The organism is Polaribacter sp. SA4-10 (genome assembly GCF_002163835.1).
Classification (GTDB): Bacteria; Bacteroidota; Bacteroidia; order Flavobacteriales; family Flavobacteriaceae; genus Polaribacter.
Genome location: NZ_CP019331.1, coordinates 1601421 through 1624927, shown reverse-complemented (window position 1 = coordinate 1624927; position 23507 = coordinate 1601421). Strand labels below are relative to the sequence as shown.

Below are 23507 nucleotides of genomic sequence, written 5' to 3'. Positions count from 1 at the left end.
TGTCTATATGTTTTCGCTAATAAACTTACTTTAATGTTTTTAAATTGATGTTTTTAATAATTTTGCCCAAAAAAATAGAAAGAAATGAAAACAACTTTACAATTACAAAAAATTAGAATTTTATTCTTTTTTAGTTTAATAGTAAGTGCTACAATTAACGCACAAAGCGAACCTTTTAATTGTGATTATAATGCCTATTTATTTCAAAGAAATGATGTATATGCTTTAGATTTAGCTTCAGGTAGCTCTTATTTGGTGTCAGAAAATCTCACGGAAGGAAGTATTAATGCAGTAGGTTACAATCCTGCTGATGGATATATTTGGGGAGCATTAAGTACACCGAGTAAAACGATTGTAAAAATTGGAAAAAACTTTCAAGTAGAAACTTTTTTTATAGATGAGTTGCCAGATTCAGGAAGATATATTGGAGATGTAAGTTCTGATGGAATTTATTATGTAAAAGGAGGAGGTACTGAATATTCTAAAATTGATTTAAACCCAGAATCTTCTTCGTATACTCAATTTATAAGTAGTGAAACTTTATCAAAAAGTATTAGTATTCATGACTGGGCCTTTAATTCAGTTGACGGTCATTTGTATACAGTTGAAAAAAAAACAAATCATTTATATAGAATTAATGCAACTACTAGTGAAGTAGTAGATTTAGGAGAAGTACCAATCTTATCAGGTTTGAATTATACATACGGAGCTGTTTATTTTGATGTATCAGGAAGGTTTTATGTGTCTGCAAACCAAACAGGAACGGTATACGTAATTCAAAATGTACAATCTTTAAATATTGGTGATACGTTAGATTCTAACCTATTTGCATATGGGCCATCAAGTAGTTTAAATGATGGAGCAAGATGTCCAACAGCACCTGTTCCTCAAGAAGATTGTATAAATGGTGTTGATGATGACGGAGACGGATTGGTAGATTGTGATGATCCTTCTTGTTCTGGTGTTGCAGCTTGTCCTGTTCTTGTACCACAAGTTTCTAGTGGTAGTGATGGAGGTTTAGAAAGTAATGACCGTCTTTCTCAAAAAATTAATCAAAGAAATTATTTAAGAATAAAAGATAATTATAAGTTTGATAAGGTAAATGCTAAAAGAGTAGAAAAATCTAAAAATTACAAAAAAACAGCAGTAAAAAGTGGTAATTTTAGTTTGATTGATTTAATTCCTTTAGATGTAATTACTGGTGCTACAGCAGTAGAGTCTTCACCATCAGATTTAATAGCAATTACAAATGCAACAGAACTATATTCTGTAGATTATGTGAAAGGCAATGAAACAGTTGCTGTTGTTTTAGCAACAAAAACTGAAAACGGTGTGTATGAGCATACAAAATTTATTTGCGATAGATTATTAGGTGCAGAATTATTATCGGTTTCTACAATAGAATTATTTGGAGAAGAAAGTGAAGAAGGCGATGGCGGTGAAGGAGGTGTACAGTTTATTAAATCTATTATAAAAAACAGCAATGGTACTAAGGAATTTGTTTTAAGTTTTTCTGGAAGATTGGCAAACAATGAAGCAAATTTTGAAATAGATAGTCACTGGAATATTGATAAATATGAGGCAGGTGCTACTTATTATAATTTTCAAATTTGGACTAATAGTATAGATGATTTACTAACTTTAGGTCAAGAAGCATTAGCTTTATTTGATGTTCAGAAACCTATTTCAAATTACAATACATCAAGTCCACCACCTGTATTTGTTAAAAAAGGTGCATATATAAATGGAACTTTAGAATTAGAGTTAATAAATGTAAGAAAAAGTAGAAGCGTAGTTATTGATGCAGGGTTTAAAAGAACAGAAACTTCAGATACAGCGTATTTTAATCAAACTGTAGCATTAACTGGAAATTACATTGAAACGTTGGTAATTGAAACAGGAAATATTTTTGATATTGGTTTTAGAATAGAAAACGAGTACAATTTAACCCCAGATGATTTATTTATGTCTGATGGTGTTTGGGGAAAAGATGATTCTGCTACAGGTACAACTGTTAATGAGTTTACAATCACTCAAAATGATAACATTTATACAGGAAGTGGTTATAGAGTAGAAAGAAATATTTCTTTAAATGCAACTACAAGTGAATATGTTTCTGCCTTTAGATCATTTACACCAAGATTTACTGCTGTAGATTTATCTGAATATGATGTTTTAGAGTTAGATGCAAATGGAACAGGAGATCTAGAAATAACAATTATTAAAGAAGGTATAGGAGCTTGGGAAAATCAATATAGAACAACAATAAAACTTAACGAAACTGAAAGTCATTATGCAATTCCTTTTGCACATTTTGTTTCTGCAACAGAAGGAGTTTTAGATTTAAATGATGCGGTAAATATTGTTTTTACAATGTCTTCTGATGGAGTAGAAGAGGTGCTAAAAGTTATGAATATAAAAGATATTCAGTTTACGCAACAAGTTTTAGGAGTAGCTTCTGAAGTTATTGCACAAAATGAGGCATTGTTAACGCCAAACCCAATGTCTTCTAATTCGCAATTAAGTTTCTATTCTGAAGTTGATGCGAATACAGGTATTGAAATTTATAGTTTAACGGGTGCATTATTAAAAAAGATAGAAGAAAATACTGTAATTGGAAATAACAAAATTACGATTCTAAAGGAAGGCTTAAGTTCTGGATTATATTTTGTTAAGATAGGAAATGATTACAGAAATTATAAAACGATAAAACTGATCGTAAACTAAGGGTAAACTCTCTTATTTTTTATAACAATATTTCATAATTTTAAATTAATTATGAAATATTGTTATTTTTTTTCTCATCGGGGTAAACCATTAATCCTGTAAAATATTGTTTTTTAAGATTTTCCTAACTTTTAGTTCTGTAACATTTTTTTTTTGTGTCGTCTATTTTATATAATCAATTAAATTAAACACCATGAAATATTTGCAAACATCAGCAATTGAAGAAAGAGGGATTTTAACTTCTATTTATAAACAACAGATAAAAAAAAGTGTAAGATTAGAGAAGTCTAAATCATTGTCTAGCATAAAATCTTTAGTTTTAAATCACCATGGAAAAATAGAAAGTCAGACCGGAACAATTTTACAAGTTTCGTTATTTGCTTTTTTGATTATTATGACAATATCTTAAAATACGACTAAATAAGAATGAATAAATTAGTTTGCAAATATACTTGCGTGAAGGATTGAAGCATTTGTTTGAGCTCTTTTTTAGGCTAAAATAAATTCAGCATAAAAAAAGCGAGTGCGAAAAGCCTGACCTAAAAGGGCACGCCAAAACAAAAAAAATCTCACATCAGCACTGTGAGATTTTAATATTTATTTGTTTACGTTTTTAACTTAAAGCTTTTTTAATTCTCTTAATTGCTTCTCGAATTTGTAATTCTGAAGCTGCGTATGATAATCTGATACAGTTTGGAGTACCAAAAGCTTCACCCGTTACCGTGGCAACATTTGCTTTTTCTAGTAAGAATAAAGAAAAATCACTTGCATTTTCTATTTTTATTCCATCAAAAGTTTTTCCGAAGAAATCAGAAACATCTGGAAATACATAAAAAGCACCTTCAGGAACATTTACTTTAAAGCCATCAATTTCTCTTAATAAACCAATTACGATGTCTCTACGAGTTTTAAACTCATCTACCATATATTGTATTTTAGAAACAGGTGCTAAAACGGCTGTAATTGCTGCTCTCTGAGCAATACAGTTAGTTCCAGAAGTAATTTGACCTTGCATTTTTGTACATGCTTTAGCAATCCATTCTGGTGCACCAATGTAACCAACTCTCCATCCTGTCATAGCAAATGCTTTTGCTAATCCATTTACAGTAATAGTTCTGTCATACATACTTTCAATTGCAGCAAAACTAAATGGTTTTGAATCGTAATTTATATGTTCATAGATTTCATCTGATAAAATGAAAATCTGTGGGTGATTTTCTAAAACTGCTGCCAATGCTCTATACTCAGCTTCACTATAAATAGTTCCACTTGGGTTGTTTGGCGAGTTAAAGAAAATCATTTTTGTTTTAGGCGTAATTGATGCTTCTAATTGTGCTGGAGTGATTTTAAAATCATTCTCTATAGAAGAAGGAATCTCTACATACGTTGCTTCACACAAAATAGCTATTGCAGAGTAACTTACCCAATAAGGAGCTGGTAATAAAACTTCGTCTCCTGGGTTTAATAATACTTGTGCAATATTTGCAATAGATTGTTTTGCACCTGTAGAAACTACTACTTGACTTGGTTTGTATACTAAATCATTATCACGTTTAAATTTTACGCAAATAGCTTCTTTTAATTCTAAGTATCCATCTACTGGAGAGTATGAATTGTAATTTTGATTGATAGCTTCAATTGCAGCATCTTTAATAAAATCAGGTGTATTAAAGTCTGGTTCTCCTAAACTTAAGCCGATAATATCTTTTCCTTCTGCTCTTAATTCTCTTGTTTTAGCAGCCATTGCTAAGGTTTGAGAAATAGGTAAACTGTTAATTCTGTCCGATAATGGATGTTTCATTTTTACTGGTAGTTGATATTGTTTATTTATGCTAATTCTGGTTTTTTTCCTAGAACACCTAAATGTCTAAAATGCTCTACAACTGCTTTACGCATTGTTTCATATTCGTTATAAGGCAAATTAAATTCTTTAGCGGTTTCTTTTACAATTTTAGCTAATTTATCATAATGGACATGAGATATATGTGGAAAAATATGATGTTCAACTTGATGATTTAAACCACCGGTATAGAAGTTTACCAACCAATTACTAGGTGCAAAGTTAGATGTTGTATATAATTGATGGACTGCCCAAGTGTGTTCTAAATTTCCATCTTTATCTGGAATTGGCATTTCTGTATTGGGTACAATATGTGCCAATTGAAAAACCAAACTTAAGATCATACCTGCAGTATAATGCATTACAAAAAATCCAACTAATACTTTCCACCATGCAATGTCTAAAACTAATAATGGTAAAACAATCCAAAGTGAATAATAGACAATTTTTGAAATTATTAATTTCGTCCATTCCATTTTTGGATTTGGAAATTTCCCGTATGATAATTTACGTTTTAAATATCCATGCATTTGTTTAACATCTGTAGTTATTGCCCAGTTTATGGTTAATAACCCATATAGAAAAATGGAATAATACTTTTGAAGTTTATGAATTTTAAGCCATTTTGTGTGCTTAGAAAAACGAATAATTCTACCTGCATCAATATCTTCATCATGGTCTTTTACATTGGTAAACGTATGGTGTAAAACATTGTGTTGTACTTTCCAATTATATACGTTACCAGCTAAAATGTAAATGCTGCTTCCCATTAATTTATTTACCCAGTTTTTGCTAGAAAATGAATCATGATTACTGTCATGCATTACATTCATTCCAACTCCAGCCATTCCAATTCCACTTAAAATAGTCAGAATTAAAAGTGCCCATTGAGGCATAGAAACGGTAAGTATTAAAATAAAAGGAACTAAAAAAAGTGAAAACATTAAAGTTGCTTTTGTGTACAATTTCCAGTTTCCTGTTCTCTTTATGTCGTTTTCTTTAAAATATGTATTCACTCTTTTATTTAAGGTTTTAAAGAACTTCGCTTTATCTACCCTCGAAAAGTTTATTGTTTTCATCTATATTGTATATAATTACAAAAATATGCTTTTTAAAATATCTTTACTTAACAAACGTTAGAATTTGTTGCTAATTGTTTGTTAACAATAACTATTTTTGCAGTTGAAACTTTTTTATGGAAATTATACAAAAATATTTTGATAACCTTACAGAGAAACAACTGGCACAGTTTTCTAAACTTCAAGAATTATACCAAGATTGGAATTTAAAAATAAATGTTGTTTCTAGAAAAGATATAGATGAGTTGTATTTACGTCATGTATTACACTCTTTAGGGATTGCAAAAATAATACAATTTAAACCAGGTTCTAGGGTAATGGACGTTGGGACTGGTGGGGGGTTTCCTGGTATTCCGTTAGCAATATTATTTCCTGAAACACAATTTCATTTGGTAGATTCTATTGGTAAGAAGATAAAAGTGGTAAACGAAGTTGTAGCAGGTTTAGGCTTAGAGAATGTAAAAACTACTCATGGAAGGGTAGAAGACGTAAATGAAACGTATGATTTTATTGTAAGTAGAGCTGTTGCACAAATGGAGACTTTTGTACGTTGGAACAAAGGGAAGATTGCTAAAAAGCAAAACCACGATATAAGAAACGGAATTTTATATTTAAAAGGTGGAGATTTAACAGAGGAGTTAAAATTATATACTTCTGCAACCATTTATGATTTACCAGATTATTTTGATGAAGATTTCTTTGAAACAAAAAAAGTGGTTCATTTAGGTATGAAGTTTAAATAATATTTTAAAAAATAGAAGAAGTTGTTTTTGAAGTAAATTTTTCTAAAAACAACATTCCTTTATAAGAGTTCCCATTTTGATTTAATTTAGGACTCCAAACAGTAATGCAATATTTGTCTGGATGAATGGCTACAATTCCGCCACCAACGCCACTTTTACCGGGTAAACCCACTTTAAAAGCAAATTCTCCAGACTCATCGTAAAAACCACAAGTAATCATAATCGCATTTATTCTCTTGGCTTGACTCATAGTAAGTACTCTATTTCCTTTATGAGTTGTATAAAAATCATCTGCTAAATAAAGAGCTATTTGAGAAAGCTCTTTGCAACTCATTTCTATAGAACAGATATGAAAGTAAAAATCTAAGACTTCATCAACATCATTTTTAATGTTTCCAAAAGACTTTATAAAATTACAAAGTGCAGCATTTCTATAACCAGATTTTTTTTCTGATTGTGCTACTTTTTCATTATAATTTAAAGTAGTATTGTTCGCAATCTCTTTACAGAAATTTAAAAAATCTACTTTCGGATTTTTTAAATGACTTAATAAAACATCACAAATTACAATTGCACCAGAATTTATAAACGGATTTCTAGGTTTACCAAGATTTGTTTCTAATTGTAGTAAAGAGTTAAAAGGGTTTCCTGAAGGCTCAACATCTACACGATTCCATAAATTTTCGCCTTCTAATTTATATGCCAAGGTTAATGAGAGAATCTTAGAGATACTTTGTATCGAAAATTTTTGATCAAAATCACCGATTCCAAAATTTTCTTTATCAATCGTTGTAATGTTTACGCCAAAACTATTGGGTGAGACGAATGCCAATTCTGGAATGTAATTAGCCACTTCACCAATATCATCAACGTTTTTTAAATCATAATAAATGTCTTCAATTATTGTTTTATAATTTTCCATCGATAATTAATAGTGTTAGTGATAACAAACTTATAATAAAAGGAGGCAACAAACAACATAAAGTCTAAATCAAAAAAAAAGGAATTACATTGCTGTAATTCCTTTTTAAATTTATAATTATAAGATTCAGAAACATACTGAAACAAGTTCAGCATAAAGGTTCAGTATTAGAAATTGCTATGCAATTTCTACAAACAAACCTTCATCTGTTTTAGAAACTTTAGCAACGTTATTTTTAGTTAAACCTTTAATTGTTTTATCCCATTTCTTGTTAGATAAACCAGATTGAGCTTTTAACTCATTTAAATCAATTTTTTCAGCTTTTTCAATAATTGCTAAAACAGCTTTCTCTTCATCATTCAATTCAACAGAAACAGTTTTCTTTTCTGGTCTCATTTGAGGGAAAAATAAAACTTCTTGTATTGATTGATTGTTTGTTAAAAACATAATAAGTCGGTCCATTCCAATACCCATTCCAGAAGTAGGAGGCATTCCGTATTCTAACGCACGTAAAAAATCTTCATCAATAAATTCTGTAGCTTCATCATCTCCTTTTTTAGCTAATTTTAATTGATGCTCAAAGCGTTCACGTTGGTCTATTGGGTCGTTTAATTCTGAATATGCATTTGCAATTTCTTTACCACAAACCATTAATTCAAAACGTTCTGTAAGTTCAGGGTTTTCTCTGTGTTCTTTACAAAGCGGAGACATTTCTTTAGGATAATCAGTAATAAAAGTTGGTTGAATGTAATTTCCTTCACATTTTTCACCAAAAATTTCATCAATTAATTTTCCTTTCCCCATTGTTTCATCAACAGGAATATTCATAGATTTTGCTGCTTCTCTAATTTCATCTTCTGTTTTTCCAATAATATCAAAACCAGTAAAATGTTTTATAGAATCTGCCATTGTTACTCTTGCATATGGCGCTTTAAAATCAATTTTATGTTCACCAAAAGTAGCTTCAGAAGTTCCATTTACTGCAATTGCACAATGCTCTAAAAGTTGCTCAGCAAAGTCCATCATCCAATTGTAATCTTTGTAAGAAACATAGATTTCCATGGCTGTAAATTCAGGATTATGGGTTCTGTCCATTCCTTCATTTCTAAAGTTTTTAGAGAATTCATAAACCCCATCAAAACCACCAACAATTAATCTTTTTAGATATAATTCGTTCGCAATTCTCATATATAAAGGAATATCTAAAGAATTATGATGTGTAATAAAAGGTCTTGCAGCTGCGCCACCAGGAATTGGTTGTAAAACCGGAGTTTCAACTTCAAAATAACCAGCGTCATTAAAGAAGTTACGCATTGCGTTAAACAATTTTGTACGCTTTACAAATACTTCTTTAACATGCGGATTTACTACTAAATCTGCATAACGTTGTCTGTAACGCATCTCAGGATCTGTAAAAGCATCAAAAGTAACACCATCTTTTACCTTAGGCATTGGTAAAGGTTTCAGTGCTTTAGAAAGCAATTTAAAACCTTTTACTTTTACTGTTTTTTCACCAACTTTAGTGGTAAATAATTCTCCTTCTACACCAATAAAATCTCCTAAATCTAATAATTTTTTAAAGACAACATTGTACAGAGATTTATCCTCACCAGTACAAATTTCATCTCTATTAAAATACAATTGAATTCTACCTTCACCATCTTGTAATTGTGCAAAAGAAGCTTTTCCTTGTATATTTATAGACATTAATCTACCAGCAATTACCACCTGTTTATTTTCAGTATACTTTTCCTTTATTTCTTTAGAATTTGTATTTAATGGGTACAAATCTGCTGGATAAGGATTAATGCCTAATTCGCGTAGTTTAGATAGCTTTTCTCTACGTACAACTTCTTGTTCTGATAATTGCATTTGATGTCTTTGTTTTCTTGTGTTTATTAAAGGTTGCAAAGATACAATCAATTGAATTAATAGACAATTGAGAATAAAATAAAAAAGCACGAGTTAATTTGCGAATACCCAAAAACGTTGTATATTTGCCAGCTGCTTTTTGTTAGAGCAGCATTTAGTTGTGTTGTTTTGGCACTTTAGTAAAAGTGTCGTGGTTTTGTTAACCAATGGAAAGCTTCCCTTAAATGGGACGCTTTTTTTTTACCCTGAATTTATTTCAGGGTCTATAAATTTATTTCAGGATCTCATATACTTTTTTTTAGAAGCTATTTCCCGCTTTTCGCACTCGCTTTTTTTATTCTAAAAAAGGAATAAAAAAGAGCTCAAACAATTGCTTCAATCGGGGCTAGACTCTTCTGCTAGTTATTTGTAAAACCTATGTTTTTCTAACTATTTATTTTGGCTTGTCATTCCTACGTAGTAAAGAATCCTAAAAAAATAAGTTTGTCTTTTAATCGTGCTATAAGTTAGCAAACAGGTGTAGCCCTGATTGAAATGACATCCTTTTTATAGCCTTTTAAACAAGCGTCATTGCGAGGCACGAAGTAATCTCTTTCTTATATAGAGATTGCCACAGTTTACAAAAAAGTAAACTTCGCAATAATAGCATAAAAAGATATAATGTAAAGCAGGAAATAGCTTCAAAATAAATTTACTTTAAGCAATCAATAAATGAAGTTTAGATTCCTGCCTGCGCAGGAATGATAAAATACTTAAAAGAAAACACTTTTATATTCCCAAAAAGTAATAAAGAATAAAACTAGATAAACAACAGCTATAGAAAACTTGATTGTTGCCGAGACTAAAAAGCCAAGAAAAGCACCAAAAGAAGCTTTAATTGCTCTGTTTGTATCTTTGCTGTCAAATAGCAATTCTCCTATTAATGCACCAAAAAAAGCACCAATAAGAATTCCAAAAGGAATTGGTATAAAGAAGAAACCGATAAAAAGTCCAATTGTAGTTCCATAAACGCCATATTTACTTCCGCCAAAACGTTTTGTTCCCATTGCAGGAATAAAATAATCGAGTACCCATATGAATAGTGCAACTGCTAAAGTTATACCTAAAAAAGTCCAATCCATTGGTATAATTTTAGTTAAATGCAATAACAATAAACCTACCCAACTTGTTAAAGGTCCAGGTAAAATTGGTAAAAATGAGCCAATGATTCCAAGACAAACAAAGACGAAGCCTAGAAGTAGTAAAAATATATCCATAGTAATTTTAATAATTATACTAGCGTAAGATTCTATAACAGCAACAGTTTTCTAAAGATAAGACGAAAATAGAATACGTTTGTTACAAGTATTATTAACTAAATAATTAGTTTAAACTAATTATTTAGTTATATTTGTATCGTAGAACTATAAATTTAGTTAAAAAAATGAGCAAACAATTAACAAAGGCAGAAGAGCAGATTATGCACCTTTTATGGGATTTTAAAGAAGCTTCTGTAAAAGAAGTAATTGATAAATTACCGGAACCAAAACCAGCATATAATACAGTTTCTACAATTATTAGAATTTTAGAAAATAAAGAATTTGTAGGTCATAAACCTGTTGGGAGAGGGTTTATTTATTATCCAATAGTTGAAAAAGAAGCCTATAGTAACCAGCGTTTACATAAATTAATGAACGGTTATTTTGATGGTTCTTTTAAAAGTATGGTTTCCTTTTTTGTAAAAGAGAATAAAATGGATGTTTCTGAATTAGAATCTATTTTAAAGGAAGTCAATAAAAAAAAGTAGATAGTAAACAGTTTTCAGTTTGCAAAATCTGTCATTCCGTTGAGTAACGAAGAGGAATCTAATTTTAGATTTCTCATTCGTCTAAAAAGACCCATTTCGTAATGAAATTAAAATAAAAGCGATGATAAATTATATTTTACAAGTCATATTATTTCAAATGTTTTTTTTGGCTATCTATGATTTATTTCTAAGTAAAGAATCATTTTTCACTAAAAACAGATGGTATTTAATTAGTACTCCAATTCTATCTTTCATTTTACCATTTATTAAAATTCCGACGTTTCAAAAAGCCGTTCCTGAAGAGTTTATTATTTATTTACCAGAAATAGTTTTATCACCGGAAAAAGTGATTCAAGAAACGAATTTGTATCAATCTATAAATTATGCAGCTATTTTATTTTGGTTAGGAGTAGGCCTTTTCTTTATGCTGTTTTTAATAAAACTATATAAGATAGCTACTTTAATTAGGAAATACGAAGTTGTTAAAAAAGCGGATCATACGTTGGTTATAATTCCGAATCATACGAAGGCGTTTTCTTTTTTTAACTTTATTTTTTTAGGAAAAGAAATTCCAATTTCTCAACAAGCACAAATTATAGAACACGAATTGGTGCACAGTAAACAAAAGCATTCTTTAGATTTATTATTCTTCGAGTTTTTAAAAATTATGATGTGGTTTAACCCAATGATTTTTATGTATCAGAAAAGAATAGCCTTATTACACGAATATATTTCTGATGAAGTAGCCGCAAAATCAGAAACAAAAGAAATTTATATCAACAATTTGCTATCCAACTTTTTTCAGGTTGAAAACATTGCGTTTGTCAATCAATTTTATAAACAAACATTTATTAAAAAAAGAATTATTATGATGAAAAAGACACAATCAAAAAAAATGAATCAGTTAAAATATTTAGTTTTGATTCCTGTATTAGCAAGTATGCTTTTTTATACTTCTTGTGCTTCAAAACAGATAAAACAAAAAGTTTCAACTCTTGAAAAAAGTTTGTCTGAAGAAAAGATTCGCAATGAAATACATATAAAAGAAATAGTTGCAGTTAATAAATTATTAAATGATTCTATAAGTAAATTAAACAAAGAAATAGAGCTTATAGAAAACATGGATAAATTTAAAATGAAAAAGCTCAATGAACTTTTAGCAAATAGGGTAAAAGAAAGAATAAATTCTGACGGTTCAGTTTCAATTATGTCCATAGATAAAGCACCAACTTTCCCTGGTTGTAAAACAGGAGATAAAGATTGTTTCTCTAAAATGGTGCAAAAACATTTTGGTGAAAATTTCAATAGTGATTTACCAAATACTCTTGGTTTAGATTCTGGTAGAAAACGAGTTTTTGTTGGTTTTTCAATTGATAAAGAAGGTAATGTTGTAGATGTAAAAGCGAGGGCACCGCACTTAAAAATTAAAAATGAAGTTATTAAAGTGATGAATACATTGCCAAAAATGATTCCAGGAGAAGACAAGGGTGAAAAAGTGAAAGTAAAATATTCGATTCCGTTTACATTGATGATAAAATAGATTTCTATGAAGTAGAAGGTTTTAATTGTATTATTATTTATTATTGTAAAAGTCGGGGCGTAAACCTCGACTTTTTTTATAACTTAAGTTTTTAAAAGTAAGAATAAAAGAAGTTAAAAAAAGCTATTTACTAAGAGGATAAAGTTTAGATTAAGAACTCAACAAATTTTAGTAAATTCACACTTTAAATTAAAATATGTTTTTTCGTGTTTTTTCTTTTTTAATCTTTATCGCTTTTTGCACTTCGTGCGATAAATTATCATTCAATAAAAATGAGAATACTCAAGTTTTAGATACAATTGTAGATTTTTCTTCTGTAGATGTTTCACCGTCTTTTAAACTGTGTGATTCTATTATTGATAAAACTAAAAAAACAGCTTGTTTTAGAGTCGCAATTCATCAAAAAATAGGAGAGGAGTTACAGCAATATTCATTTACTATTAAAGATGCTATTTCTGAAACGGTATTTGTACACCTGCTAATAAACTCTAATGGAACTATTAGCCTTGAAGAAGTTCAATCTTCAGAAAACATCAAAATACAATTGCCAGAATTAGATAGTTTGTTAAAAGTAAGTGTACTAAAATTACCTTCAATTTATCCTGCTATAAAACGAGGAATTCCTGTAACTACAAAGTATAAATTACCAATAAGAATTCATTTAAAAGAGTAAGCTTGCCAATTCCAATTAAAGTAGGAATGACAAGCTTAATATAAAGTAGTATAATTTATAGCTAAAATTAATTTAGCATTTTCCAAAGTTTATCTTTTAATTCTTGCAGTCCTTTTTGTGCTATAGATGATATAAAAATACTCTCTACGCCTTCAGGTAACTCTTTTGCAATTTCTGCTTGCAACTCATCATCTAACATATCAGATTTAGAGATAGCTAATAATCTATCTTTATCTAATAATTCTGGATTGTGCTGTTTAAGCTCATTTAAAAGAATATCATATTCTTTATTTATGTCATCACTATCTGCAGGTACTAAGAAAAGTAGCGTTGAGTTACGCTCTATATGACGTAAAAAACGATGACCTAATCCTTTTCCTTCAGCAGCACCTTCAATAATCCCAGGAATATCGGCAATTACAAAAGTTTTATGATTTCTATGTTCTACAATTCCTAAATTGGGTTTTAGCGTTGTAAAAGCGTAATCTGCAATTTTTGGTTTTGCAGCTGTTAAAACAGACAATAATGTAGACTTTCCTGCATTTGGGAATCCTACTAAACCTACATCTGCTAATAATTTTAATTCCATTCTAAACCACCCATCAGCTCCATCCATTCCTGGTTGAGAATAACGAGGTGTCTGATTTGTAGAAGATTTAAAATGCCAGTTTCCTAGTCCACCTTTTCCACCACGTAATAAAACTACTTCTTTTTGGTGTTCCGTTATTTCTAGAATAACTTGATCTGTATCTGCATCTTTAATAATTGTTCCTAAAGGAACATCAACATAAACATCTTGTCCATCTGCACCCGTACTTCTACTTGCACTTCCAGAACCACCACCATCTGCCCTAAAATGTCTTTTAAACTTTAGGTGAAATAAAGTCCACATATTTTTATCGCCACGTAGAATAATATGACCTCCACGTCCACCATCTCCACCATCTGGACCACCTTTAGTAATAAACTTCTCTCTATGTAAATGCATAGATCCTTGACCTCCTTTACCAGAAGTTGCATATACTTTTATATAGTCAACAAAATTTCCTTCTGTCATATTTTTTTTATTTAGAAATTAGATTTAAAATACTTAACAGCCAATGGCTATCCTTCTTTTAATTTTAAATCTTCAGTCATTTTTTCTGTGTATGTGTTTATCTCTTTAAACGTACTTATTAATTAATACTTAAACGTTTTATAAAGTATCAAAGACTTTAGCTAAACGTGTTGTAATTTCTTCAATAGAACCAACACCATTTAAGCCATAGTATTTACCTTGAGTTTCAAAATAATCTTTTAAAACAGCTGTTTTAGTATTGTACTCATTAAAACGATTTCTAATTTTACTTTCATCAGTATCATCTGTTCTTCCACTAGTTTTACCACGTTCTAATAAACGCTCTACTAATTTGTCTTCTGGCACTTCTAATGCAACCATTCCATTTATTTGTTCTCCTTTCTCTGCTAAGAAAGTATCTAAAGCTTCCGCTTGAGATTCTGTTCTTGGAAAACCATCAAAAATAAATCCATTTGCTTTCGCATTTTTTTCTACCTCAGCTTTTAGCATATTTATGGTTACTTCATCAGGAACTAAATCTCCTTCATCCATATATTTTTTAGCCAATAAACCTAATTTTGTTTGGTTTTTGATATTGTATCGGAATACATCTCCAGTAGAAATATGTACTAAATTATACATATCTTTTAAAAATGTTGCTTGAGTTCCTTTTCCTGCACCCGGAGGTCCAAATAATACAATGTTTTTCATTTTTGGTTGTGTTGTTAGTTGGTAAATTGCTGGGTAATTTCTTCCTAAGTTGTTGTAATCTAATCCGTAACCAACAATAAATTTATCTTCTATACTTTTACCTATATAATCTATTGGAAGTTCTTTTTTGAAAACATCGGGTTTAAAAAAGAGTGTAGCAACTTTTAGTTGTTTTACGTTTTTGTTTCTAAAGATATCATAAATTTCTTGCAAGGTTGCTCCTGTGTCTATAATATCTTCTAATATAATAACAGTTCTGCCGGTTAAATCTTCATTTATACCAACTAATTGTTTTACTTTTTCTGTTGATGTAGTTCCTTCATAAGAAGCTAGTTTTACAAAAGACACTTCGCAATTCCCATCAAATTCTCTAATAAAATCAGCAGCAAATAAAAAGCAACCATTTAATATACCTACAAAAATAGGGACTTCCTCTTTAGGTAAATCAGCTTTTACTTGCCTCGCTAAAGTTTTTACAATAGTAGCTATTTCATCCGCATTTATAAACGGTTTAAAATAGAGATCGTGAAGTTTTATTATTTTCATCAGTTTGCAAAGATAATGTCTTGTTATTGAATGAAAAAACCGTTTTGAAGATATTTCAAAACGGTTTTAATTTATTTATAAAGAGAACTATTTGTTCTTTTCTTCTTTTTTAGTAGTATCATACATAATTGGTGTTGCCACAAATAATGATGAATAAGTACCAACTGCTACACCTACAATAAGAGCAAACATAAATCCTTTAATTGAATCTCCTCCAAAGAAGAAGATGATTAACATTACTAATAATGTTGTTAAAGAGGTATTTATTGTTCTTCCTAAAGTTGAGCTTAATGCTTTGTCTACAACTTCACTGTATTTCCAATTTGGATGAGAACCCGTAAACTCTCTAATTCTATCAAAAATTACCACAGTATCATTTAATGAATAACCAACAACCGTTAAGATTGCAGCAATAAATGATTGACCTATTTCCATATCAAAAGGCATAAACTTGTAAAAGATAGAGAATACACCTAAAACAATTAATACATCATGAAAAACTGCCGCTACAGCACCAATTGAGAAAGATACTTTTCTAAAACGTAATAAGATGTATAAGAAAACTACTAATAGTGAACCTAAAACAGCCCATAATGCTGATGTTTTAATATCATCTGCAATGGTAGGTTCTACTTTCATATAACTCATTACTCCACTTCCTTCTTTTTCAAAACCTGGCTTAAAGTCTTCATAGGTAGTTGTTCCTAAATAAGATTTTAACCCTGTAAATAAACTATTTTGAACTTGGTCATCTACATTTTGTCCTTCTTCTTCAATTTTGTAAGCTGTAGTTATTTTTAATTGATTATCAGAACCATATGTTTTTACTTCTGGTGCACTACCAAATGCATCTTTTAATGTTGAAGCTACTTCTGTTGCGTTCATTGTTTGATCAAAACGGACAACATAAGAACGACCTCCTTTAAAATCTACACCTTGTTTTAATCCAATAGAAAAAATAGAAATAATTCCTGCAATAATAATTCCTCCAGAAATAACATAAGCAACCTTACGTTTCTTTAAGAATTCTACATTAATATTTTGGAACCATCCTTTAGAAATAGTAGTGTTAAAAGTTAAGTTAGCCCCTTTGTCAGTAGCTCTGTCTATTAATATACGTGTAATAAATATAGCCGTAAATAAAGAAGTTAAAATACCAATAATTAATGTTAAAGCGAAACCTTTAATTGGTCCTGTTCCAAAAACATATAAAATGATACCTGTTAATAACGTAGTAATATTTGCATCTATAATTGCAGATAGCGCTCCTTTAACAGAGAAACCTTCTTCTACAGATTGTTTTAAACCTTTAGTTTTGAATAAACCTTCTTTAATTCTTTCGAAGATAATTACGTTTGCATCAACAGACATACCAATTGTTAAGATAATACCAGCAATACCGGGTAATGTTAACACAGCGTTGAAAGACGCTAAAACACCAAAGATGAATAAAATATTTACTACTAATGCAACATTAGCATATAAACCTGCTTTACCATAGTATAAAATCATCCATGCTAAAACTAATAAAATAGCCAAACCAAATGATAAGAATGAAGCATCAATTGCTTCTTGACCTAAAGAGGGTCCAACAACCTGTGCTTGAATAATTCTTGCTGCTGCAGGTAATTTACCAGCCTTTAATACAGTTGAAATATCTTCTGCTTCTGAAATAGTCATTGTTCCTCCAGAAATTGAAGTTCTACCACCAGTGATTGATTGGTTTACAGAAGGAGCAGTATACACATAGTCATCTAAAACAACGGCTACAAAACTACCAACATTATCTGCTGTCATTTTAGCCCATTGTTTCGTTCCAGAACTATTCATGGTCATACTTACTTCAGGTTTGTTTAATTGGTCAAACACTTGAGAAGCATCAATAATTACATCACCTTCAATAGTAGCAATATCTTTTCTGTTTCCTTTTATAGCATATAAACCAATTAAGTCAGAACCATCAGCTCCTTTATTAGATTTGTAATCCCATAAAAATTTAACGTATTTTAATTCGTTTGGCAATAATGCTCTCACTTCTTTTTTACCAAGTAAGTTATTTACAGTAGCAGTATCTAAAACTCTAGCTTGTGCAACTAAAGAACTTAGTTGTTGTTGAGATTGTGCAACATTTGGATATAAATAAGTGAAAAGGTTTTTCTGAGTAACACTTGTAGAGTCTGCAGATTCTCCTAATAAATCATCAATATCGTCTGTTTTTGTAGTGTCTTTTACTTTCTCTACAAGAGAATTATCTTTTAAAAGTTCAGCAACTTTAGTATTTGCTGTAAAGAAATAATTCTGAACATCTGCATTTGTATATACTTCCCAGAATTGTAATTCAGCTTTACTAGTAATTAAACGAGTTACACGTTCAATATCTTGAGCTCCTGGTAATTCAATCTGAATTCTACCAGAATTTCCAATTCTCTGTATGTTTGGAGAAGATACTCCAAACTTATCAATTCTACTTCTTAATACTTCAAAAGCAGTACCAATAGAACTGTTAATTTCTTTTTGTAAAGTTTCTTTAACAGTAGCGTTTTCTTCGTTAAAAGTAATTTTTTCATTTAAAGCTTTCGTTCCAAAAATAGCAGGATCACTTAATTTTGTCGTTCCAGCAACTTTTTCAAACTCTTCAAAGAATAAGTCTAAATAAGTTGAATTACTGTTCTTTTGTCTGTCATCTGCAGAAGATAAAGCTTGGTTAAAAGCACTATTTTGAGAATCGTTAGAAAGGCTTTTTAAAACTTCTTTTACAGAAACTTGTAAAATTGCGTTTATACCACCTTTTAAATCTAAACCAAGATTCATTTCCTTGCTTCTAACATCATCAAAAGTGTATTTAGTAATACCTAAATCAATAACATCTTTGTTTGCAACACTGTCTAAATAATTTCTTTCTAATTTAGCTTTCTGTCTTGCATTTTTATCAATACCTTTTGTATTTGCATATACTTTTGCATCATCTTCAATCTTGTTAGCGAAAAATGTAAATGATAATTGATATAAACTCACTAATCCAAAAAGGATTGCGAATAACTTAATAAGTCCTTTGTTTTGCATGTTTTTTATTTTATTGTCAACTTTTTTTTAAAACGAGCAAATATATAGTTTCTCGTAAAACCTGACAATTATTTTTGTTGATTGTTGTTTACTATAATGAGTATGATACTCATCAATTTAAAGAGGTTGTAAAAAATGTAAATGAATACATTTTTTAGCTAATGTAGTATTTGGGCCCAGCTCTAACTTCTGGTTCTTTGTAAGAAGTTCTATCCTTTGTAAAAGGATTATTTTTGTTGATTTTGTAAGCAATTTTATAAAGTTGATCTGTTTTGTATTGTTCTGATTTTTTTACAAGAGCAAAGTAATTTACAGTTGTCAATCTATCAGAATTATACTTAATTTCAAATACAAACTTGTAATCTGAATTTGATATATCCGTTTCGTCCGTTAATTCATGGATGTCAATATTGTAATTAGAAGAATTGTTGTTTTTTTGGTTGTTTTCAGAATTCTGATTTAAAACTAATTGATTCTTCTCTACGAGTACTTCTTTAACATTATCTATATGAACAGCACTATAGTAAGAAATTTTTAAAGTGCCTTTTTTTGTTTTTTTGATTACAATATTTGCAACGCCAACTTTTAATAATTTTTCTTTTACTTCTGCAATTGTATTTTCAATATCCTTTTTGTTGATTTTATAATCAACAAATTCTAGAATAATTTCTTGATTTGGTATTGAAACTTGCTCTTGGAATGCTCCAAAATAAATCAATAATAAAAATAAAGTACTAATGTACCATTTTGCTTGCATGTGCCAAATATATAAAAAAGATTGCTTCCTGCTTCTGAAATAAACAATCTTATTTAACAATATAAGTTGTTAACTTAATTTTGATATCTGCAATTTTTTAGGGCAATAACATTATAATTTTATGGAGTTCTAAAATTGACTATATTTAATCGCTGAAATAGATAAAATAACGACACATAAATTATAAATATGGCACATTTAACAGATATTCAAATTGCACAAGCAAATAAGATTCAACATATAACAAAAATTGCTCAAAAACTGAACATTGATGAAGATGATTTAGAAATGTATGGTAAGTACAAAGCCAAACTTCCTTTGTCTTTAATTGATGACAAAAAAATAGAAAACAACAATTTAGTTTTGGTAACAGCTTTAACTCCAACTCCTGCCGGAGAAGGAAAAACAACCATTTCTATTGGTTTAACAGAAGGGTTAAATAAAATTGGTAAACAAGCAACTGTCGTTTTACGTGAGCCCTCTTTAGGTCCTGTTTTTGGAATGAAAGGTGGAGCAGCTGGAGGAGGTTATAGTCAAGTTGTACCAATGGAAGATATCAATTTACATTTTACAGGAGATTTTAACGCAGTTGAAAAAGCAAATAATTTATTGTCTGCTTTAATTGATAATAATATTCAAAGCAAAACAAATAACTTAAATATAGATCCAAGAACTATTCTTTGGAAACGAGTTATTGATATGAATGACAGAGCGCTGCGTGATATTACTATTGGACTTGGAGGAACAGCAAATGGAATTCCAAGACAAGATGGTTTTAATATAACACCAGCTTCTGAGGTAATGGCTATTTTATGTATGGCTTCGGATTTAGATAATTTGAAGAAACGATTAGGGGATATCTTTATCGGATTTACGTTTAAGAACGAACCTGTTTTTGCGCGTGATCTAAAAGCAGAAAATGCAATGGCTATTTTATTAAAGGATGCTATAAAGCCTAACCTAGTTCAGACTTTGGAAGAAAATCCGGCAATTATTCATGGAGGTCCTTTTGCAAATATAGCGCAAGGAACAAATACAATTATTGCTACAAAAATGGGGCTGTCTTTATCTAATTATGTTGTTACAGAAGCAGGATTTGGTGCAGATTTGGGTGCAGAAAAATTCTTGAATATTAAATCTGCTTTCGCAAACTTAAACCCTAAATGTGTTGTTTTAGTTGCAACAATTAGAGCTTTACGCCATCATGGAGGAGCAAAAACAGAAGAATATAATACGCCAGATTTAGAAAAAGTTACTGTTGGTTTTAAAAACCTTGAAAAACATATAGAAAATATAAGGAAATTTAATATTGAACCTGTTGTAGCAATTAATTCATTTTTTTCAGATTCTGGTAAAGAAGTGGATTTTGTAATAAAAAAATGTGCAAGTTTAGGTGTGGAAGCTGTTTTGTCTGAAGGATGGGAAAAAGGAGGTGAAGGAACAATAAGTTTAGCAAAAGCAGTTGTTAATGTTGTTGAAAATAAAGCCACTCAATACAAACCTTTATATGATTGGAAATCACCAATAACAGATAAAATTGAAATAATTGCTAAAGAAATTTACGGAGCTAAAAATGTTGAATATAGCAAACAAGCACAATTAAATTTAAGAAGAATTAATAGATTAGGATTTAATGATTTTGCAGTTTGTATGGCAAAAACACAAAAATCTTTTTCAGATGATGCTACTTTAATAGGAAGACCAGAAGGATTTACGGTTACTGTTAGAGAAATAGAAATAGCTGCAGGAGCACAGTTTGTAATTCCTATTTTAGGTAAAATGATGAGAATGCCTGGGTTACCAGCAATTCCTGCTTCAGATAAAATGACGATTGATAATAATGGTGTTATTTCTGGGTTGTCTTAAAAAAGAGAGTTGAGACTTTATTTAGTGTGTTTAAAATTCTAAATAAAGTCTCTACTTAAGTATTTATGAAACAGTGTTATTCATTTTTTAAAATTAAAGTAACACTTAGCCTTATTTCTCCATAAGAAACCTCCTCGTTTAGTTTTTCGTAAATTGGTTTCAATTCCACCTTTCTATCTAATTTATTAAAAGCAATTCGAACTTTATCTACAATTTCTTTAGTTACATATTTTTCTAATTCAACTTCTTTTCCTTCGGAATATAATTGAGATAAATGTGAAAAAATAGTAGTAATTGACAAACTTCTTTTTTCGGCAATTTCTGTTGCGCTTAATCCTTCTTTATATAAAATAAAGGTTTTATCGGTTGTTGGGGTTTTTCGTGGTTTTGATACACTTTTAAATTTGCGAATCACTTGCATGAACTCCTCACCGTATTTTTCCATTTTGTTCATTCCAACTCCGGAAATAGCCAAAAATTCATTTTCAGTTACAGGAAGTTGGCTTGCCATTAGTTTTAAGGATTTGTCATTAAAAATGATGTAAGCGGGCACTTTTTCTTCTTTAGAAATTGCATATCTAATTTTTTTGAGTTCTGTAAATAAGTCTTTATTCGTGTCGTTTCCAGTTGTTATTTTTGCTACTTTTTGTTGCTTCTTTTTATCGGAAGGACTTGTAGGGACTGTTAATCGTATTGTCTTATCACCTTTTAAAACTTCCCAACCAATTGGTGTTATTTTTAGGGCAGAACTTTCTGCATACATAATTTCTATGAGTCCTTGATTAGCCATTTGAATTACATAATCTCGCCAATCAAAAAAACTAACATCCTTTCCTATGCCATACGTTTTTAGGTTAAAATACTGTTTTGTATGAATATCTGCATTGTTGCTTCCTCTTAACACATTAATTAACATGGTTATGCCATCTGTTTGTCCCATTCTTGCGATTCCTGAAAGCGCTTTTTGGGTTAAAATAGTGCCTTCAAAATCTTTAGGAGGGTTTTCGCAAACATCACAATTGCCACAGTTATCAGTAAGATGCTCTCCAAAATAAGACAATAATATCTTTCTTCTACACGATTTAGCTTCTGCAAATTGAAGCATTCTATTTAATTTTTCTTTTTGCATAACGCTATTTGCTCCACCATCTGCAAATTGGCTATAGAGAACAAAATCTCTCATATTATAGTATAGTAGGGTTTCGGACGGCAGTCCATCTCTTCCTGCTCTTCCTATTTCTTGGTAATAGCCTTCGAGGTTTTTGGGTAAATTATAATGAATTACAAAACGAACATTCGATTTATCAATCCCCATTCCAAAAGCGATGGTGGCAACAATTATTTTTGTGTCATCATTTATGAAATCGGTTTGTGTTTTTTCTCTTTCTTCATGATTCATACCAGCATGATAAAACGCAACAGAATGTCCTTCTGCTTTAAGGTAACTGGTTACCTCTTCTGTGTTTTTTCTACTTAAACAATAAATAATACCGCTTTCATTTTTTCTTCGTTCTATAAAATTGACAATTTCTTGTAATTTTTTCTTTTTTTGTACTTGCCCTCTTACCTCTATACTTAAGTTCTTTCGATCAAAAGAAGAAATAAATAATTTTGAGTTTGTTAAGCCTAGTTGTTCCTCTATATCTTTCCTTGCAGATTTGTCTGCAGTGGCAGTTAACGCCATAAAAGGTACCTGTGGTAACGAATTTCTAAAGACTTTTAATTGTGTGTATTCAGGTCTAAAATCATGTCCCCACATACTTACACAATGCGCTTCATCAATAGCAACTAATTTTATGTTTAATTGTTTTAGCCAAGTGTTACGAACCGATATTAACTTTTCTGGGGATAAATACAACAATTGTAAATCTCCTTTAATAGCCCTGTTGATTACTTCGTTTTCTTCTTGAGGGGAAATGGAACTGTTAAAAAAATCAGCTTTTATTCCGTTTGATTTTAGGGCTTGTACCTGATCTTTCATTAGTGAAATAAGTGGAGAAACTACAATTGTAATTCCATCAAAAACCAATGCAGGAATTTGGAAACATATCGATTTTCCACCGCCAGTTGGCATTAATACAAAACTGTCTTTTCCATCTATTGTTCGATTGATAATTTCTTCCTGTAACGGACGAAAATTCTCATAACCGAATACATTTTTTAAAACAGTATGTGTTTGTTTTTTCATTTTTTCAGTACTTCAAGGTGTAAACACATGTATTGAGGCTCTTAATATCTCAAAATTGCACATTAATGTAATTAAACTCAGATAATATGACTCTAAATTCAATGAATAATGACATCGTAATTTTTAGTAAAAAAAGA

Annotated in this window: 17 protein-coding genes; 7 read left to right on the top strand and 10 right to left on the bottom strand. The window is 30.1% G+C overall.

What is annotated here, in order from left to right:
• The first annotated feature begins 84 nt into the window (after window positions 1-84).
• Window positions 85-2727: a T9SS type A sorting domain-containing protein gene (locus tag BTO04_RS07075; protein WP_087563834.1), complete on the top strand. Its 2643-nt coding sequence runs from the start codon at window positions 85-87 to the stop codon at window positions 2725-2727.
• Between the two features lie 193 nt (window positions 2728-2920).
• On the top strand, window positions 2921-3136 hold the full coding sequence (locus BTO04_RS07070; RefSeq protein ID WP_087563833.1) for a hypothetical protein: 216 nt from the start codon (window positions 2921-2923) through the stop codon (window positions 3134-3136).
• Window positions 3137-3340: 204 nt separating this feature from the next.
• On the opposite strand, the gene BTO04_RS07065 is transcribed toward BTO04_RS07070, so the two are convergent.
• On the bottom strand, window positions 3341-4528 hold the full coding sequence (locus BTO04_RS07065; RefSeq protein WP_198342128.1) for a pyridoxal phosphate-dependent aminotransferase: 1188 nt from the start codon (window positions 4526-4528) through the stop codon (window positions 3341-3343).
• Between the two features lie 26 nt (window positions 4529-4554).
• Complete coding sequence (locus BTO04_RS07060) at window positions 4555-5646, bottom strand: acyl-CoA desaturase (RefSeq protein WP_087563832.1); 1092 nt, start codon at window positions 5644-5646, stop codon at window positions 4555-4557.
• Window positions 5647-5762: 116 nt separating this feature from the next.
• Here BTO04_RS07060 and rsmG point away from each other — a divergent pair, with 116 nt between their 5' ends.
• On the top strand, window positions 5763-6389 hold the full coding sequence (gene rsmG, locus BTO04_RS07055) for a 16S rRNA (guanine(527)-N(7))-methyltransferase RsmG (protein WP_087563831.1): 627 nt from the start codon (window positions 5763-5765) through the stop codon (window positions 6387-6389).
• A gap of 4 nt (window positions 6390-6393) precedes the next feature.
• Here the strand turns inward: rsmG and BTO04_RS07050 are convergent, their stop codons facing one another.
• The 3 genes from BTO04_RS07050 to BTO04_RS07040 all read right to left on the bottom strand — a co-directional run bounded on the left by BTO04_RS07050 (window position 6394) and on the right by BTO04_RS07040 (window position 10439).
• Window positions 6394-7311 (bottom strand): glutaminase, encoded by a 918-nt coding sequence (locus tag BTO04_RS07050; protein ID WP_087563830.1) that lies wholly within the window; start codon window positions 7309-7311, stop codon window positions 6394-6396.
• A gap of 177 nt (window positions 7312-7488) precedes the next feature.
• Window positions 7489-9183: a lysine--tRNA ligase gene (gene lysS, locus BTO04_RS07045; RefSeq protein WP_087563829.1), complete on the bottom strand. Its 1695-nt coding sequence runs from the start codon at window positions 9181-9183 to the stop codon at window positions 7489-7491.
• A 752-nt stretch (window positions 9184-9935) separates the two neighbouring features.
• Window positions 9936-10439 (bottom strand): DUF456 domain-containing protein, encoded by a 504-nt coding sequence (locus tag BTO04_RS07040; RefSeq protein WP_087563828.1) that lies wholly within the window; start codon window positions 10437-10439, stop codon window positions 9936-9938.
• Window positions 10440-10606: 167 nt separating this feature from the next.
• Between BTO04_RS07040 and BTO04_RS07035 the strand changes: the two genes are divergently transcribed.
• The 3 genes from BTO04_RS07035 (at window position 10607) to BTO04_RS07025 (ending at window position 13182) form a co-directional block, all read left to right on the top strand.
• A complete protein-coding gene (locus BTO04_RS07035) occupies window positions 10607-10969 on the top strand; it encodes a BlaI/MecI/CopY family transcriptional regulator (protein ID WP_087563827.1) in 363 nt (120 codons plus the stop codon).
• 121 nt (window positions 10970-11090) lie between these two features.
• Window positions 11091-12509: a M56 family metallopeptidase gene (locus tag BTO04_RS07030; RefSeq protein WP_087563826.1), complete on the top strand. Its 1419-nt coding sequence runs from the start codon at window positions 11091-11093 to the stop codon at window positions 12507-12509.
• Between the two features lie 196 nt (window positions 12510-12705).
• Window positions 12706-13182: a hypothetical protein gene (locus tag BTO04_RS07025; protein ID WP_087563825.1), complete on the top strand. Its 477-nt coding sequence runs from the start codon at window positions 12706-12708 to the stop codon at window positions 13180-13182.
• A 67-nt stretch (window positions 13183-13249) separates the two neighbouring features.
• Here BTO04_RS07025 and obgE read toward each other — a convergent pair whose 3' ends face one another.
• From obgE to BTO04_RS07005, 4 genes are all read right to left on the bottom strand, one after another.
• Window positions 13250-14239, bottom strand: a complete 990-nt coding sequence (obgE, locus tag BTO04_RS07020) for a GTPase ObgE (RefSeq protein ID WP_087563824.1) — start codon at window positions 14237-14239, stop codon at window positions 13250-13252.
• 138 nt (window positions 14240-14377) lie between these two features.
• Window positions 14378-15496 carry an adenylate kinase gene (locus BTO04_RS07015; RefSeq protein WP_087563823.1) on the bottom strand — a complete coding sequence of 373 codons (1119 nt, stop codon included), beginning with the start codon at window positions 15494-15496 and terminating at the stop codon, window positions 14378-14380.
• A gap of 87 nt (window positions 15497-15583) precedes the next feature.
• Window positions 15584-18559 (bottom strand): protein translocase subunit SecDF, encoded by a 2976-nt coding sequence (gene secDF, locus BTO04_RS07010; RefSeq protein ID WP_087563822.1) that lies wholly within the window; start codon window positions 18557-18559, stop codon window positions 15584-15586.
• A gap of 154 nt (window positions 18560-18713) precedes the next feature.
• Window positions 18714-19316: a hypothetical protein gene (locus tag BTO04_RS07005; RefSeq protein ID WP_087563821.1), complete on the bottom strand. Its 603-nt coding sequence runs from the start codon at window positions 19314-19316 to the stop codon at window positions 18714-18716.
• A gap of 189 nt (window positions 19317-19505) precedes the next feature.
• On the opposite strand from BTO04_RS07005, the gene BTO04_RS07000 reads away from it, so the two are divergent.
• Window positions 19506-21182 carry a formate--tetrahydrofolate ligase gene (locus BTO04_RS07000; RefSeq protein ID WP_087563820.1) on the top strand — a complete coding sequence of 559 codons (1677 nt, stop codon included), beginning with the start codon at window positions 19506-19508 and terminating at the stop codon, window positions 21180-21182.
• A gap of 76 nt (window positions 21183-21258) precedes the next feature.
• Here the strand turns inward: BTO04_RS07000 and recQ are convergent, their stop codons facing one another.
• On the bottom strand, window positions 21259-23370 hold the full coding sequence (recQ, locus tag BTO04_RS06995; RefSeq protein ID WP_087563819.1) for a DNA helicase RecQ: 2112 nt from the start codon (window positions 23368-23370) through the stop codon (window positions 21259-21261).
• Between the last annotated feature and the right edge of the window lie 137 nt (window positions 23371-23507).

Excerpts from the sequence above, each read along its gene's own strand:
- BTO04_RS07065 (WP_198342128.1), bottom strand. The coding sequence starts at position 4,528 with ATGAAACATCCATTATCGGACAGAATTAACAGTTTACCTATTTCTCAA.
- BTO04_RS07075 (WP_087563834.1), top strand. The coding sequence starts at position 85 with ATGAAAACAACTTTACAATTACAAAAAATTAGAATTTTATTCTTTTTT.
- lysS (WP_087563829.1), bottom strand. The coding sequence starts at position 9,183 with ATGCAATTATCAGAACAAGAAGTTGTACGTAGAGAAAAGCTATCTAAA.
- BTO04_RS07040 (WP_087563828.1), bottom strand. The coding sequence starts at position 10,439 with ATGGATATATTTTTACTACTTCTAGGCTTCGTCTTTGTTTGTCTTGGA.
- BTO04_RS07050 (WP_087563830.1), bottom strand. The coding sequence starts at position 7,311 with ATGGAAAATTATAAAACAATAATTGAAGACATTTATTATGATTTAAAA.
- BTO04_RS07000 (WP_087563820.1), top strand. The coding sequence starts at position 19,506 with ATGGCACATTTAACAGATATTCAAATTGCACAAGCAAATAAGATTCAA.
- recQ (WP_087563819.1), bottom strand. The coding sequence starts at position 23,370 with ATGAAAAAACAAACACATACTGTTTTAAAAAATGTATTCGGTTATGAG.
- rsmG (WP_087563831.1), top strand. The coding sequence starts at position 5,763 with ATGGAAATTATACAAAAATATTTTGATAACCTTACAGAGAAACAACTG.
- BTO04_RS07070 (WP_087563833.1), top strand. The coding sequence starts at position 2,921 with ATGAAATATTTGCAAACATCAGCAATTGAAGAAAGAGGGATTTTAACT.
- secDF (WP_087563822.1), bottom strand. The coding sequence starts at position 18,559 with ATGCAAAACAAAGGACTTATTAAGTTATTCGCAATCCTTTTTGGATTA.
- BTO04_RS07030 (WP_087563826.1), top strand. The coding sequence starts at position 11,091 with ATGATAAATTATATTTTACAAGTCATATTATTTCAAATGTTTTTTTTG.
- BTO04_RS07005 (WP_087563821.1), bottom strand. The coding sequence starts at position 19,316 with ATGCAAGCAAAATGGTACATTAGTACTTTATTTTTATTATTGATTTAT.
- BTO04_RS07035 (WP_087563827.1), top strand. The coding sequence starts at position 10,607 with ATGAGCAAACAATTAACAAAGGCAGAAGAGCAGATTATGCACCTTTTA.
- BTO04_RS07015 (WP_087563823.1), bottom strand. The coding sequence starts at position 15,496 with ATGAAAATAATAAAACTTCACGATCTCTATTTTAAACCGTTTATAAAT.
- BTO04_RS07060 (WP_087563832.1), bottom strand. The coding sequence starts at position 5,646 with ATGAAAACAATAAACTTTTCGAGGGTAGATAAAGCGAAGTTCTTTAAA.
- BTO04_RS07025 (WP_087563825.1), top strand. The coding sequence starts at position 12,706 with ATGTTTTTTCGTGTTTTTTCTTTTTTAATCTTTATCGCTTTTTGCACT.
- obgE (WP_087563824.1), bottom strand. The coding sequence starts at position 14,239 with ATGACAGAAGGAAATTTTGTTGACTATATAAAAGTATATGCAACTTCT.